The sequence below is a fragment of the Hydrogenophaga aquatica genome (assembly GCF_054780915.1).
In genome coordinates this window covers 161,695-176,136 of sequence record NZ_BAAGVK010000001.1, presented here as the reverse complement: position 1 = coordinate 176,136, position 14,442 = coordinate 161,695, and the positions used below count along the sequence as shown (strand labels likewise).

The window sequence follows — 14,442 nt, the reverse complement described above, 5'->3', positions numbered from 1 at the left end:
GGGGCATAGGCCTCTCAGATCAAGTATCAGGAGTCACCATGAAAACCATCGTCGCATTCACCACGCTCGCCCTTGCCACCTCCATGACCTTCGCATCCGACGCCGCCCGCGACGCGGCCAAGGAGATGGTGCCACTGCGTGATGGCGGTACGTTGTTCGTCTTCAAGGACGGCACCATGGCCAAGCAGGATGCCTATGGCAATGCCAAGTACATCAAGAAGGGCGATGTGCTGGAAGCCGCAGACGGCAAGAAAATTCCGGTCACCAGCAACGAAGTGGCCCGCATGCACGCCCTTACCGTCAAGGGCCACCAGAACTGACCTAAGACGTGCTCAAGCCGTCACACGATACAGGTGTGACGGCTATTTTTTTCTGCTGCTCTCACAGCCGTTGCATGCGAAGCCGTAACGCGTTTGCGATGACGGACACCGAACTCAGGCTCATAGCGAGCGCGGCAATCAGCGGAGACAGCAACCACCCTGTCAAGGGAAACAGCACTCCGGCAGCCACGGGAACGCCCAAGGCGTTGTAGAAAAACGCGAACGCGAGGTTCTGCTTCATGTTCTGCACGGTGTGCACCGAAAGCATTCGGGCAGTGGCAATGCCTCGCAAGTCGCCCTTGACCAAGGTTACCTGGGCGCTGTTCATGGCCACATCCGTTCCGGTACCCATCGCAATGCCTACATCGGCTTTGGCGAGTGCCGGCGCATCGTTGATGCCGTCCCCCGCCATGGCCACGACGCGCCCCTCGGCTTGCAAGCGTTCTACGAGCGCCAGCTTGTCGGCTGGCTTCACCTCGCCGTGTACCTCGTCAATACCCAGGTGAACTCCGACCGCTTTTGCAGTGGTCACGCCGTCACCTGTGGCCATCACGATACGCACCCCGGCGGCTTTCAATGTCGCTATCGCCTCCGGCGAGGTGGCTTTGATGGGGTCAGATACCGCAAGCAAGCCAGCCAGTTGCCCACTGACTGCCAGGTACATGACGCTGGAACCTTGAGCGCGCAACTGGTCAGCTCGATCACTCAAAAACATGGTTTCGACGTCCATTTGCTCCATGAGTGCGGTGTTGCCCAAAGAAAGCCGCCGGCCCTGAACATGGCCCCACACACCAATACCAGAACCCGAATCAAAGTCTTCAACGGGATGAAGAGCCAGGCCCTTGCCGCGTGCCGCTGAAACGATGGCGGCCGCCAGTGGATGCTCGCTGCCCTGGTCCAAACTTGCCGCCAGTGTCAGAACTTCGTCCGCAGTGAAGCCATCGACGGGAATCACTTGCTCGAACACCGGCCGGCCTTCGGTCAGGGTGCCGGTCTTGTCGACGATCAAGGTATCCACGCGGCGCAGGTTCTCGATGGCTGCTGCGTCCCGGAAAAGAATCCCCCGCGTAGCTGCCTGACCGGTCGAAACCATGATGGACATGGGTGTTGCCAGACCCAATGCGCAGGGGCAGGCGATGATCAGTACCGCTACAGCGTTGATCAGGCCGTAAACCCAGCTGGGCTGAGGCCCCCAGAAACCCCACACCAGCAGAGTGATCACAGCAACTGCGACCACCGTCATGACGAAGTAGCCAGCTACGACGTCCGCCATGCGTTGCATCGGTGCCTTGGACCGCTGCGCCTGCGCCACCATCTGCACGATCTGCGAAAGCACCGTCTCTGACCCGATGCGCTCTGACTTCATGGTCAGCGCGCCACTGGTATTGAGCGTAGCGCCAATCAAGGCGTCACCCATGCGCTTGGTGACCGGGACCGGTTCACCCGTCAGCATCGACTCGTCCACGGCACTCGCTCCGTCGATCACGATCCCGTCAACCGGAACCTTCTCTCCGGGTCGAACGCGCAACAAGTCACCTACATGGACATGGCTGAGCGCAACGTCTTCCTCGGATCCATCAGGAAGGATGCGGCGGGCGGTCTTGGGCGCCAGACCCAGAAGGGATTTGATCGCAGCCGACGTTTGGGACCTGGCCTTGAGCTCCAGAATTTGCCCCAGCAAGGTCAGTGAGATGATCACCGCAGCCGCTTCGAAATAAACCCCCACGCGCCCCATGGACTGGAACGACTCAGGGAAGACGCCTGGAGCGATCGTTGCTACGACGCTATACAGAAACGCTGCTCCCGTACCCAGGGCAATCAGAGTCCACATATTGGGGTTTCGATTGACCACAGAAGCCCACCCTCGAGCAAAGAACGGCCACCCCGCCCACACGACGATGGGGATCGACAACACCAGCTCGACCCAGCTTCTGGCCCCGGCGCTTAAAGCGGTTAACTGGTGCCCCAGCATGGCCAGCACTGCGACAGCCACGGTCAAAGGCAAGGTCCACCAGAACCGACGGCTAAAGTCCAGAAGTTCGTGGTTATCTTCCTCATTGCCGGTAGGCAAAATAGGCTCCAGCGTCATACCGCATTTGGGGCAGATGCCCGGGAGTTTCTGCCGGATCTCGGGGTGCATCGGGCAGGTGTAGACCGCCCCCATCACCTCTGCAGGTACTGCGGTATCCAGTGGGGCATCGCCGGCATTCTCCGAACCCGCCTTGACCGCTCCGGTCGAGGTGGCGCTATGTCCGCGATGGTTATGGTGATGGTGATGGTGACTGTGATCCATAAGGTCAAGGGTTGTCAGAGTTCTGGGCGGGGTGTTTTGGGAAACATGGCCTTGCCAAAGGCGAAAGCCTCACATCCTTCGCAGGCTGTGAGGCTTCATTCGGTTTGTCCCAACCGAATCCAAACTCAGCGCATGGGCTCGATTTTGGTGACGGTCATCTTCCCCGATTCCTGGATCACCAGAAATCGAACCTTGTCACCTTCGCGCACCTGATCGAGCATGGCTTTGTCGCCCGCGTAGAACACCATGGTCATAGGCGGCATATCCATGTGCTTGATCTCGCCGTGCTTGATGGTCAACTTCCCCGCGCTTTTGTCGACCTTGCGGATCTCACCATCAGTCATTGACGGAGCCTGAGTGCTGGCCATCTTGCCGTGGTCCATGGGCATCTGTTGTGCAAATGCCGGAACCAGCAACGTCGCGCCAACGATCGCCACAGCAGCGGATACGTGTTTGAGCGTTTTCATGAGGGTACTCCTTGAAACGAGAGCGTAGTAGCGTCCCGATTACTTCGCCGCCACGCGGATTTTTCCAACCATGCCCGCTTCGTAGTGACCAGGCAGCAGGCAAGCGAAATCGAACTCGCCCACCCGGTTGAAGTTCCAGACGATTTCTCCCTTTTTCCCAGCCGCCACGTGCGCCATGTAGGGCTCGTCGTGCTCCATGCCAGGAAACTTCTTCATCAAGGCTGCATGTTCATCGAGCTCCTTCTTTGTTCCGAGAACAAACTCGTGCATGATTTTTCCGTTGTTGGTGTGAACGAAACGAACGGTCTCCCCCTGCTTGACTTCCACCAGATCCGGGCTGAAACGCATGTTGTCGGTCATCTTGATCTCGATGGTCCGAACACCCGGCTTCGCTGTGCCGGCGATGCCCCAAGGCTTCTGTTCCATCTTCACAGGGCCGGCCTTCTTGTGCTCTTCATTGCCGTGTGCAAACGAGGCCGATGCCGAAAGCGCAATGAGGCCAACGGCGATGATCTGGGTTACTTGCATGTGATGCTCCTTGGCTGAGTTGAGGAATGAAGTGGGGTCAGTGGGCGGAATGCTTGCCGCTCGGCTTGACGGCCGTGGCGGAGGCCGGTGCAGGATTCGAGGCGGCCGGTCGATTGGCGGGAGGTGTCTGACCTTTCCACTCATAGGCCACCGTGCCTTCAGGGAACTTGTAGTGACCCGGATCGCTGTAGTCACCGGGTTTCTGGTCCTTGCGCACCTTGAAGACCGTGAACATGCCGCCCATCTCCAGGGGGCCAAATTGACCCGTACCGGTCATCATGGGCGCCGTGTTGTCGGGGATTGGCATTTGCATCTCTCCCATGTCGGCCATGCCGCGCTCGCCCATCATCATGTAGTCAGGGGCCACGCGCTGGATCTTCTTGACCAATCCACGGTGGTCCACGCCGATCATGGTCGGCACGTCGTGCCCCATCGCATTCATGGTGTGATGGCTCTTGTGGCAATGCATGGCCCAGTCGCCCTCCTCATCCGCTATCAGTTCGATCTGCCGCATCTGCCCCACCGCCACGTCGGTGGTCACCTCGTACCAGCGGGTGCTCGGCGGCGTCGGACCACCGTCTGTACCTGTCACCAGAAACTCATGTCCGTGCAGGTGTATGGGGTGGTTGGTCATCGTCAGATTGCCCACGCGAATGCGAACCCGGTCATTCAGTCGGACGTTCAACGTGTCGATGGCCGGAAACACGCGGGAGTTCCAGCACCAGATGTTGAAGTCGGTCATGGTGGCGACCTTGGGCGTCTTGCTGCCTGGCTCGACGTCAAAGGCGTTGAGCAGGAAACAGAAATCCCGATCCACGTCGCTGATGTGCGGGTGTTTGGCCTTGGGGTGGGTCACCCACATGCCCATCATGCCCATCGCCATTTGCACCATCTCGTCGGCGTGTGGGTGGTACATGAAAGTGCCGGGACGGCGAGCCTCAAATTCGTAGACGTAGGTTTTTCCGACCGGAATGGCCGGCTGATTCAGGCCACCCACGCCGTCCATGCCACTGGGCAAGCGCTGGCCGTGCCAATGGATCGTCGTGTGCTCAGGCAGCTTGTTGGTCACGAAAATCCGGACACGATCTCCTTCCACCACTTCAATGGTGGGTCCAGGGCTCTGGCCGTTGTATCCCCACATGTTCACCATGAAACCGGGAGACACTTCGCGGACCACCGGCTCGGCCACCAGGTGGAATTCTTTGACGCCATTGTTCATCCGCCACGGCAGGGTCCAGCCATTGAGAGTGACAACGGGGTTATATGGGCGGCCCGTCGTAGGCACCAGCGGTGGTGCCGTATTGACCGAGGTCTGAATGACGGGCTCCGGAAGGGACGCCATGGCAGAGCGAGCGACGGCCAGTCCAGCGACTGAGGCGGCAGCGCCGGCAAAAAATTTTCTGCGAGAGTTGATCATGGTTTGCATTTGATTTAGTGACCTGCTGCCGCGGCCTGCTCGCCAGAGCCGCCACCCAAAGAGACGAACGCCGAGGGACCACCGCCTACCAACACCCACTGCAGGTCAGCCTCAGCTGTCCAGAAGTCTTTCTGTGCGCCTACCGCGTCGACCATTGCCTGGGACTGGTTGCGAACTTCATCCAGGAGGTTCCAGACGCTTTTGAGCATGCCGTTGTAGTGCAGGACCGTCTCTTCGGACACGAACTTGCGGACCGCCAGCACTTCCGACTGGCTGATCTTGGCCAGCTGATAGGCACCACGGTAGGCACCGGAGGCGAGCCTCAACTTTGACTTGATCTGCATCTGCTCGACGCGCGAAGCCCATGAGAGATAGGTCTCCAGTTGGCGTGTCACTTCCTCCTGGGAGACGGGCTGGACGGGTAGTCCGGGCAGCGCGTCGGGCAGCCCTACTTCATCTTGGACACCGGTCAGCTGCAAAGTCTTGATCAGGCGGGACTGGGCTTGTTCTGCTGCGAATTCAGCCCGCACCAGATTGCCCCGTGCGGCCGACTCCGCCAGCTGGACTTGCGTCTGCTGCAACCGGCTCCAGTTACCGACGCTGACCATGCGACGCCCCAGTTCGTTTGCGGCTTCAGCGGCTTCCAGGGCCTCGCGTTGGTATCGAACCAATTGGCGGGCAGCGACAGCATCGATCCACGCCTTCTTGGCATCAGTTGCCACTTCCAGGATCTCGGGCAGGTCGCCGACTCGGCGACGCAGCACAGCATCCACCACCTGGAACCGGCCGGCAGCGATTTCACGTACCGCCGGTTCGCCCAGCCCCGAAAGCGCTTTGGCCAGGCTGGGATGCGCTTTCCATGCCTGACGAACCACTTGTTCCACGGTCATCAGGGCGAAAGCCGGGGGACGAAGATCGGTCGCCTTTTCAGCCGGCAGGTTGCTTTGCTCCCATTTCAGGATGTCCGCGTGCCCGCGCTTGAACGTTCCGACCGTCTCATTGGCTTTTTTCCAGTCCACATCGGCTGGCGGCTCTGTACCCTGCGCGGTCGAGATCAGTGGAACCAGGAAAAGTCCCACGACCAGCACATGGCGAGCGTTGGCAGATATTTTTTTAGTTGACACCTTTACTGCTCCACGTTTTTGAACACATGGCAACGATTCTGGTGAGCCCGCTCCGTCGCAAACATGTCGGCTTCATTACAAAGTTGTCATGTTGACGCGACCTCCATGCGATGCCTGCCAGGAAGAGGCATACTACGGCTCAGGAGCTAAACAGTGAAAATTCTGATCGTCGAGGACGAAACCAAGACAGGCGAGTACCTGCGCCAAGGCCTGCGGGAGTCCGGCTTCACGGTGGATCTTGTGACCAACGGGCTGGATGGCATGCACCACGGCATGGAAGGCGATCATGACCTCGTGATCCTGGATGTGATGCTTCCAGACCTGGATGGCTGGCAGGTGCTGAAAGCCTGGCGAGACAGAGGTCGCTTGATGCCGGTACTGTTCCTCACGGCCAAGGACCATGTGGAAGACCGGGTGAAGGGTCTGGAACTGGGGGCCGACGACTACCTTGTGAAGCCCTTCTCTTTCGCAGAGTTGCTCGCCCGGGTGCGCATCATCCTGCGACGTGGTCGAGGCAATGCGGAATCGACCGTTCTGGTGGTCGAGGATCTGGAACTGGACTTGTTGCGCCGCAGGGTCTCCAGAGCGGGGAAAAAAATCGATCTGACCGCGAAAGAGTTCGGCCTTCTCGAACTGCTGATGCGCCGCAAGGGTGAGGTGCTTCCCCGGTCGCTGATCGCATCGCAGATCTGGGACATGAATTTCGACAGCGACACGAATGTCATCGAAGTGGCCATCCGTCGCTTGAGAGCCAAAGTGGATAACGGCTTTGAGCCACGACTGATCCAGACCGTGCGAGGCATGGGCTACGTTCTTGAGCCGCCGGAGCGCGACTGATGTTTGCCCGAACCACGCTCACCGTCAGGCTGACGGTTCTCTACACCCTTGTTTCCGCCGTTGTTCTCTCTGCCCTCGCCGCCTTGGTGCTCTATTCGAGCCAGCGGCACTTCATCGAGCTTGATCGCGGGTTTCTGAACGAAAAGGCGCACTGGCTAAAGGAGATGGTTGCATCGGGTATGGAGGTAGATACCTTCACGAGCCGCTTGGAGGAACTGGAAAGCAGTCACCACGGCTTCTATCTGCAGGCCTGGAGAGGAGACACACGTGTCTTTGGCGTCGATACGCTGAACACCCCTCGCGATTTTTTGGAAGGTTCACTCCCTCAGGGTATCCAAGACTGGGAGGGCGATGGACGTCCGTTAAGAGGTATCGCGCTCCAACTGGAGCTTGAGCCAGAGATGCCACCGGACATTGCACCGTCACTGCGAGTGATTTTGGCCGTAGATATCCATCATCACTTCGAGTTCTTGCAGTCGTTGGCCAAAACCTTGGCTACTTTTGTTGCACTGGCTACGCTGGTTAGTGGCGCACTGGGATGGTGGGCAGCCCGTACGGGCTTGGCGCCACTTCGGTTCATGCGTGAACAGGCGTCCAAAGTCACTGCTGACCAGTTGCACCAGCGCATGCCCGTTGAGGCAGTACCCGTCGAAATGGCTGATCTCGCGGCCGGTTTGAACGAGATGCTGATACGACTGGAGGACGATTTCGCACGCTTGCAGGACTTCTCCAGCGATCTGGCGCATGAGCTGCGCACCCCGATCAACAACCTGTTGACCCAGACCCAGGTTTGTCTTTCCCAAAAGCGTGATCCAGCGACCTACCAGGACGTGCTTGCGTCAAACGCCGAGGAGTTTCAGCGTTTGGCCCGAATGATCTCGGACATGCTGTTCCTGGCCAAGTCGGACAACGGCATGCCACTGCCGCATCCAGAAACCGTCCGTTTGGAACAGGAGGTTCAAGCACTCTTCGACTTCTACGACGCCGTGGCGGAGGACCGTTCAATACATCTGCAAGTACAAGGGGAGGCTTCCGTAGTCGGTGACCGGCTGATGCTGCGCCGTGCGATCAGCAACCTGTTGTCAAATGCTTTGCGTTATGGGACGCAAAACAGCACTGTGAAGGCATCTATCACTACGAATGCCGAATCGGTGATTCTTTGCATCGAAAACACCGGCAAAACCATCGACCCCGAGCATCTCCCGCGCTTGTTCGACCGCTTCTACCGAGCTGACAAGTCGCGTAGTCGACCTGAGTCAGACGGAACAGGTTTGGGCCTGGCCATTACGCAAGCCATTATGAGCGCCCATAGCGGGAGCGTAGACGTGACGTCCTGCGATGGAACTACGAGATTTCTCTTGCGTTTTACTCGATGAGGAGGACTTGAGTTGTTTGATGAGGAGCAAGCTGATATTCGTAGAGCAAACCTACAAGCACCGGCGGCGTAGCGCCGGTTGGGTACGGCGCGGGATGACCTCTTGCCGGAAATACGTTTAACAACACTCCGGCTGCCACCGGTACACCCAAGGCGTTGTAGAGAAAGGCAAATCTCAGGTTCTGTTAGTCAGTGCTGGATACGCGAGAGTGTCGATATTGTCGACCGGACATGGGCGCCCGATGCGGACATCACTGTACTGACCGGCAAAAACGGATGCTCAATGAACAACATAGCCGGCGGGCGTGTCCGAATTTTTGTGTAAACGGGTCGGACTTCAATTGACGGAGATGCGGTCTCCGAACTGAATGGTAAATCGTCGCCCCTGATTTATTCATTTTCAAGCCAAGGCCACAGTCGAGGTCGTGGCGTTGGACGTGCAGGCGAGCCATTTGCACAGCACCCGCAGCCAGGTTGACACCAGCGCGGAGAGCACGCGCAGGCGCAAATAAAGGCGCCACAAGAAGGTCACGCCCTTGAGCGCGATCATGCGCAGCAGCCAGCGGATGTTGTAGCCCGCCGCGCACAGCACCGCATGCAACCGGTCCCCCGTTTTGCCCTTGAGGTGACAGCGCTGCATCCGACAGTCGGCCTTGAGGTGTCCGATGATGGGCTCGATCGCCTGACGGCGCCTGAGCAGCCTTCTCTCCTGTTGCGTGATCCGTTTGCTCTTGCCCCGGTGCACGATGTGCACATCCGGGTTGTCCGCATCCACACCCCGGAAGCCCAGGTCCACGAACGCGGTGGCAGGCTTGACCCGGCTGTCCTGCATCAGGATCGTGGCCTGCTCCAGTTGTTCGGCCAAGGTGTGTCCGTCATAGGGGTTGCCGTGGAATGCCCGTGCACCCACGACGAGGTTGCCTTTGAACGTGCTGGCAATGCCCACCTTCACGCCGAACTCGTAGGGTGTCCTGGCCTTGCCCTTGCTGATGCAATCCACCTCGGGGGCGTGCCAGGCGTAGAGCTTGGGCTGCCCGTCGATGGCCTTGCGCTGGCCGCTCTGGGCGTTGATGCGCGCGGCCTTGCTCAGGGCCTCGCCCAGAGCCTGCCGCACAGCCATCCCAATGGCTGTGCTGGCTGCCGTGGCCTTGCGTTCGATCTCGCGCTGCAGCCGCGCGACGATGGTGCGCTGGCGTCTGATGGCGCTCTTCATGCGCTTGAACTGGCGGGCGTGGGCATAGCGACCAGCCTTGCGGCTGAGCTCTTTGCCCTCTTTGGCGAAGGTCTGCTTCAGACGGACACCCGCGTCCTTGGCTACCTCCACCAGCTTGGTGCGCGCCGTCTCCAGCAGGCGGCTGTCGGTGGGGTGGGCTATCGCCTTGTGCTGCACCGTGCTGTCCACAATCACCCGGCTGAGTTCCTGCGGCTTGATGAGCTTGAGTTCGACGGCCACGTTGATGGTCTGGGCCAGCAGCTCTTCGACGCCTTCGTCACCGAGCAGCTGACGGAACTTGACCAGGGTGGTGGCGTCGCAGGGTGGGCTGTCTTCGTAGTAAGCGCAGCCCGAGAAGTATTGCCAGCGGGGTGTGTCGGCCCAGCGCTGGACGACGCCTTCGTCGGACTCGTTGAAGGCGTGCTTGAGGTACAGCAGCGAGATCATGATGCGCAGCGGCACGCGCGGGCGTCCGGCCTTGCTGGGCGCGACAGTACGCTGCACCTGTTCGCCGAAGAGGTCCAGCTCGGGCATGGCCACGCCGGCGCGGCCTTTGCGGCTGAAGACCTGGGCCACCTTTGCTTCGATCTCCTGCCAGGGCATGCGCGAGGCCAGCACGGCCAGCGGGTGGCGCAGGTCGATCATGTGGTCGATGCGCGAGCGGAAGAAGTCGTCGGTGGCGGCGCAGGCGAACATCTACAGACTCCCAGGAATCGAGGCAAAGAAGCCGTCAAACAGGGAGAAATCATACCCGGCAAATCCATGAATATCTCATGAAATCAATGGGTTATGAATAAATCAGGAGCAACTAAATCGGGTCAGAGCAGCCTTCCAATCCCGGATGGGCATGGTCCACTTCTGGCTGATGTTGCGCAGGGCCAGGTAGAACAACTTGGTCAGTGCCTCGTCACTGGGGAACGAACCCCGGTTCTTGGTGAGTTTGCGCAAGCTCATGTTGACCGACTCGATGGCGTTGGTGGTGTAGATGACCTTGCGGATTTCTGGCGGGTAGTCAAAGAACGGGGTCAGCCGGCTCCAGTTGCGGCGCCATGACTGACCGATGGGCAGATACTCGTCGTCCCAGCGGGCCTCGAATTCCCCGAGCATCAGCTCGGCCTCCTCGGCGGTGGCGGCGGTGTAAATGCGGCGCAGGTCGGCCGCCACCTCCTTCCTGCGTTTCCAGGACACGTAGTTCAGGCTGTGGCGCACCATGTGCACGATGCACAGTTGCACCACCGCCTTGGGGAATACCGCCTCAATCGCGTCTGGGAAGCCCTTGAGCCCGTCGACACAGGCGATGAAGATGTCCTGCACGCCCCGATTGCGCAACTCGGTGACGACCTGCAGCCAGAACTTGGCCCCCTCGGTTTGCGCCAGCCACAGGCCCAGCACTTCCTTGTCGCCCGTCATGGTGATGCCGATGGCCAGGTACACCGCCTTGACCCGCACTGCACCCTCGCGCACCTTCACATGGATGCAGTCCAGATAGACGATGGGGTAAATCGGCTCCAGCGGCCGGGCCTGCCAGGCCTTGACCTCATCGGCCACCGCGTCGGTCACTGAGGAAATCAGGCTGGGTGAGACCTCGGTGCCGTACATCTCTTCGAGGTGGGCCTGTATCTCGCGCACCGTCATGCCACGGGCGTACAGAGAAATGATTTTGTCGTCGAAGCCGGCCCAGCGGGTCTGGTGCTTGGGGATGAGCTGGGGCTCGAAGCTGCCGTGGCGGTCGCGGGGGACCTCGATGGGCAGTTCACCGAAATCGCCCTTGAGGGTCTTCTTGCTCTTGCCGTTGCGGGTGTTGCCGCTGGCGTTTGCCACGGCTTCATTGCGCTCATGGCCGAGGTGTTCGGTCAGTTCGGCGTCCAAGGCCCTTTCAACCAACAGCTTGGTCAACTGCTTGAGCAGGCCGTTCTCGCCTATCAGGTCTTCAGGTTTCTTGTAGTTGGCCAGCAGGCTGGACAAAAGTTCTTCGGGTACGTCGTGTTTCTTGGTGCTCATGGTGCTTACGGACAGGCCGGCTTGCGCCGGCGGGGAATTGTCCGTTTACACAAAATTCTGCACACCCTCCCCGCCAAATGCCGCAGACATTAATTGGACAGTTTGCTGCGTCAAAAGTCCGTCATGGGCTCACGCCAAGGAGCCGGGATGCTCATCTCCTACGACCATCAATTCCTGCCAATGAGTGGTGTACCTCGGTGTTCGCCGCTCCTGCCTCATCTGCCAGGCCCCGGCTTTGCTTGGCGTGCGGCTCTTCGACACCCTGGCCGAACCCAGCTGCAACGTCCCCCGGCCATAGCGCTGGTTGAGCCCATCCAGCGTCTCCATGAGCCGTTGCTGCCGCTCATCTCTCTCCACCTCTTGGTCACCCAGATCCAGCTCCTGCTGCTCCATGCCGTCGGCCTGCAGATCCAGGAGCATCACACCCGCCTTGGCATAGTTGAAGCCTGAGCGGTAGATACGCTCCAACCCCTTGAGTGCAGCCCCCACGATCCGCTGAGTGTCAGAAGAAGGCAAACGCAATGGCACCGTTACCGAGCGGCTGTACTGCCGGTCCTGAACCCGAAACGGGCTCGTGCGGATGAACACCAACACCGCCCCTGTACGACTGCCTTGTTCCCGCAGCTTCTGCGCCGCCCGGCTGGCAAACTCCGTGATGGCCTCCCTCAGCTCATTGAGCTCCGTCACCTTCTGCCCAAACGACCGTGTGCAGGCGATCTGCTGCTTGGTGGCGGGGACTGCCTCCAGGTCGATGCAGGGAATGCCGTTGAGCTCACGGACGGTCCGCTCCAGCACCACCGACCAGTTGCGCTTGACGGTCGCCGGGTCGAGCCGCTTCAGATCCAGCACCGTGCGGATACCCGCCTCCTGCAGCTGCCGCCCAATGCGCGGCCCAACCCCCCAGATTTCTCCCACCTCGGTTCGCTCGAATAGCCAGTCACGTTGGCGTTCAGTGAGCTCCACCAGATTGCACACCTTGGCCAGCCGGACGGGGTAGCTCCCCGGCTTGCGGTCCGCGCTCTTGGCCATATGGTTCGCCAGCTTGGCCAAGGTCTTGGTGTGAGCAATACCGATGCAGGTGGGTACGCCTATCCACTGCTGTATGCGCTCCTGCGTGGCCCGTGCCCGCTGTGTGGCGTCCTGAACCCCCGTCAGGTCGAGAAAGCACTCGTCGATCGAATAGACCTCCTGCCCACAGCCCAGCGTCTCAGCAATCTCCATCATCCGTGCGCTCATGTCACCGTAGAGCACAAAGTTGGCTGAGAGCGCCACCAGTCCCGCAGACTGCTCCAGGTGCCGGATCTGGAACCAGGGCGCCCCCATCTTGATGCCCAGCGCCTTGGCCTCCTCACTGCGAGCGATGGCACATCCGTCGTTGTTGGACAGCACCACCACCGGCCGCCCGATGAGCTTGGGGTTGAACACCCGCTCGCACGAGGCATAGAAGTTGTTGCCGTCGAGCAGCGCAAAGACCTTGTCGCCAGACACCCAAGCCTCCCGTTGTGACCGTCACACCGGCATCTCTTTGATGACCGAGGTCACCACACCCCAGACCGTGATCTCCTGAGCGTCGCCGGGGACGATGTCCGGATACTCCGGATTGGCCGAGAGCAGCTTGACGATGCCGCGCAGCTTGTACAGCGTCTTGCAGGTGAGCTCGTTGTCGATGACGGCCACCACCACCTGGCCATGGCGTGGGGTGATCTTGCGGTTGATGACGATGAGGTCACCGTTCTCGATGCCACGCCCTGTCATCGAGTTGCCGCTGACCCGGCCCATGAAGACGTAGGGGCGCTCCAGCTCCAGCTTCTCGCCCAGGTCCAGCCGCTCGACCTGGAAGTCCGCGGCAGGCGAAGGAAAGCCCGCAGGCGTCTTGAAGCCCACCAGAGGCAAGCACAGCGAAGCGGGCAGAGCAGGGCAGGCTGTCCGCTCCAGCAGCGAAGCCAGCGCCGGTGCAGCTTGCGACTTGGGCAGGAGCTGCACCGCTGCTGGCTGCCTGAACTCTGTGACCGAATAACTGTACATACATACAGTATAAATCCGGGGCGTGACCCTGCAAGAGCCAACATCAGGGCTCCGCTATCATCTTCACCACAATGGCGTTGGAACGGATTTGCGGGAGGTTCAAGCGATGTTCTGCCAACACTGCGGCTCACAGTTGCCGCCCGGTGCCCAGTTCTGTCCGAGCTGTGGCAAAGCCATCGCGTCCAGCGCAGACAGCGTCTACCGGGGCAATGCAGCGGACTGGACGCTGAGTGAGCCAAGCCGTGGCCCCAGCGAACCAGCACCCGCGCCAGTGGCCGAGGGCGAGCAAATCCGTCCATGGGTGCGCTACTGGGCCCGGATGCTGGATGTTCTGCTCTTCTCCCTGCCTTCAGGCGTGGTGATCGGTGTCATCTGGCCAGAGCTCATCTACAACAGCGACCCCGCCAGCGACTGGGTGCTCGGCATCATCATCCTGCTGGCTTGGGGCTTTGTAGAACCCCTGTGCCTGAGCGTGTTCGGCACCACCCCTGGCAAAGCCTTGTTTCGCATCTCCTTGCGCTTGCGCAATGGGCAGAAGATGGATTACTCGACGGCGCTGGCTCGCTCCCTCAAGGTGTGGCTGAGAGGAATGGGCATGGGCCTGCCGTTGGTCAGCTTGGTCACCTTGATCATCGCCCACGGCAAGCTCAAACGCGGTGGGGTAACGACCTGGGATGCGGATGGCGGCTTTGAGGTCGTGCACCGCCCAGTCGGTGTTGGCCGGACCTTGGCGGCCATCGCGTTCTTCGTGGTGTTCCTGATGCTTGTTGGTGCGGGTTCCTGACCGGCGCACACGCAGAAGTCAACCAGACATCCCCAGGCAACGGGGGCAAGCCTGTGGA

At 60.2% G+C, this 14,442-nt stretch carries 13 protein-coding genes; 4 read left to right on the top strand and 9 right to left on the bottom strand.

Annotated features, from left to right (window positions below; translation table 11 throughout):
- Nucleotides 1-38 precede the first annotated feature (38 nt).
- Nucleotides 39-320, top strand: coding sequence for a CopK family periplasmic copper-binding protein (locus ACYVHH_RS00850; protein ID WP_460563097.1), 282 nt, complete (start codon nt 39-41; stop codon nt 318-320).
- A gap of 61 nt (nt 321-381) precedes the next feature.
- Here the strand turns inward: ACYVHH_RS00850 and ACYVHH_RS00845 are convergent, their stop codons facing one another.
- From ACYVHH_RS00845 to ACYVHH_RS00825, 5 genes are all read right to left on the bottom strand, one after another.
- Nucleotides 382-2,613, bottom strand: coding sequence for a copper-transporting P-type ATPase (locus ACYVHH_RS00845; protein WP_460563096.1), 2,232 nt, complete (start codon nt 2,611-2,613; stop codon nt 382-384).
- Nucleotides 2,614-2,738: 125 nt separating this feature from the next.
- Nucleotides 2,739-3,080 (bottom strand): copper-binding protein, encoded by a 342-nt coding sequence (locus ACYVHH_RS00840; RefSeq protein WP_460563095.1) that lies wholly within the window; start codon nt 3,078-3,080, stop codon nt 2,739-2,741.
- 39 nt (nt 3,081-3,119) lie between these two features.
- Nucleotides 3,120-3,608, bottom strand: coding sequence for a cupredoxin domain-containing protein (locus ACYVHH_RS00835; protein WP_460563094.1), 489 nt, complete (start codon nt 3,606-3,608; stop codon nt 3,120-3,122).
- Nucleotides 3,609-3,645: 37 nt separating this feature from the next.
- A complete protein-coding gene (locus ACYVHH_RS00830) occupies nt 3,646-5,022 on the bottom strand; it encodes a multicopper oxidase family protein (RefSeq protein WP_460563138.1) in 1,377 nt (458 codons plus the stop codon).
- A 17-nt stretch (nt 5,023-5,039) separates the two neighbouring features.
- Nucleotides 5,040-6,149, bottom strand: coding sequence for a hypothetical protein (locus ACYVHH_RS00825; protein WP_460563092.1), 1,110 nt, complete (start codon nt 6,147-6,149; stop codon nt 5,040-5,042).
- 153 nt (nt 6,150-6,302) lie between these two features.
- Here ACYVHH_RS00825 and ACYVHH_RS00820 point away from each other — a divergent pair, with 153 nt between their 5' ends.
- Nucleotides 6,303-6,986 (top strand): heavy metal response regulator transcription factor, encoded by a 684-nt coding sequence (locus ACYVHH_RS00820; RefSeq protein WP_460563091.1) that lies wholly within the window; start codon nt 6,303-6,305, stop codon nt 6,984-6,986.
- Entirely contained in the window at nt 6,986-8,362 is a 1,377-nt protein-coding gene (locus tag ACYVHH_RS00815; RefSeq protein WP_460563090.1) for a heavy metal sensor histidine kinase, read from the top strand. The genes ACYVHH_RS00820 and ACYVHH_RS00815 overlap by 1 nt, the downstream gene beginning before the upstream one ends.
- A 399-nt stretch (nt 8,363-8,761) precedes the next feature.
- Here ACYVHH_RS00815 and ACYVHH_RS00810 read toward each other — a convergent pair whose 3' ends face one another.
- The 4 genes from ACYVHH_RS00810 to ACYVHH_RS00795 form a co-directional block, all read right to left on the bottom strand.
- Entirely contained in the window at nt 8,762-10,270 is a 1,509-nt protein-coding gene (locus ACYVHH_RS00810) for an IS5 family transposase (RefSeq protein WP_460563089.1), read from the bottom strand.
- 102 nt (nt 10,271-10,372) lie between these two features.
- Nucleotides 10,373-11,575, bottom strand: a complete 1,203-nt coding sequence (locus ACYVHH_RS00805; RefSeq protein ID WP_460563088.1) for an IS256 family transposase — start codon at nt 11,573-11,575, stop codon at nt 10,373-10,375.
- 129 nt (nt 11,576-11,704) lie between these two features.
- A complete protein-coding gene (locus ACYVHH_RS00800) occupies nt 11,705-13,063 on the bottom strand; it encodes a Y-family DNA polymerase (protein WP_460563087.1) in 1,359 nt (452 codons plus the stop codon).
- 21 nt (nt 13,064-13,084) lie between these two features.
- Nucleotides 13,085-13,600 carry a LexA family protein gene (locus ACYVHH_RS00795; protein WP_460563086.1) on the bottom strand — a complete coding sequence of 172 codons (516 nt, stop codon included), beginning with the start codon at nt 13,598-13,600 and terminating at the stop codon, nt 13,085-13,087.
- Between the two features lie 106 nt (nt 13,601-13,706).
- Between ACYVHH_RS00795 and ACYVHH_RS00790 the strand changes: the two genes are divergently transcribed.
- Nucleotides 13,707-14,384, top strand: coding sequence for an RDD family protein (locus tag ACYVHH_RS00790; RefSeq protein ID WP_460563085.1), 678 nt, complete (start codon nt 13,707-13,709; stop codon nt 14,382-14,384).
- The last annotated feature ends 58 nt before the right edge of the window (nt 14,385-14,442 follow it).

Coding starts and splice junctions, on each gene's coding strand:
- ACYVHH_RS00845 (WP_460563096.1), bottom strand. CDS start 2,613: ATGGATCACAGTCACCATCACCATCACCATAACCATCGCGGACATAGC.
- ACYVHH_RS00850 (WP_460563097.1), top strand. CDS start 39: ATGAAAACCATCGTCGCATTCACCACGCTCGCCCTTGCCACCTCCATG.
- ACYVHH_RS00795 (WP_460563086.1), bottom strand. CDS start 13,600: ATGTACAGTTATTCGGTCACAGAGTTCAGGCAGCCAGCAGCGGTGCAG.
- ACYVHH_RS00815 (WP_460563090.1), top strand. CDS start 6,986: ATGTTTGCCCGAACCACGCTCACCGTCAGGCTGACGGTTCTCTACACC.
- ACYVHH_RS00805 (WP_460563088.1), bottom strand. CDS start 11,575: ATGAGCACCAAGAAACACGACGTACCCGAAGAACTTTTGTCCAGCCTG.
- ACYVHH_RS00790 (WP_460563085.1), top strand. CDS start 13,707: ATGTTCTGCCAACACTGCGGCTCACAGTTGCCGCCCGGTGCCCAGTTC.
- ACYVHH_RS00840 (WP_460563095.1), bottom strand. CDS start 3,080: ATGAAAACGCTCAAACACGTATCCGCTGCTGTGGCGATCGTTGGCGCG.
- ACYVHH_RS00810 (WP_460563089.1), bottom strand. CDS start 10,270: ATGTTCGCCTGCGCCGCCACCGACGACTTCTTCCGCTCGCGCATCGAC.
- ACYVHH_RS00835 (WP_460563094.1), bottom strand. CDS start 3,608: ATGCAAGTAACCCAGATCATCGCCGTTGGCCTCATTGCGCTTTCGGCA.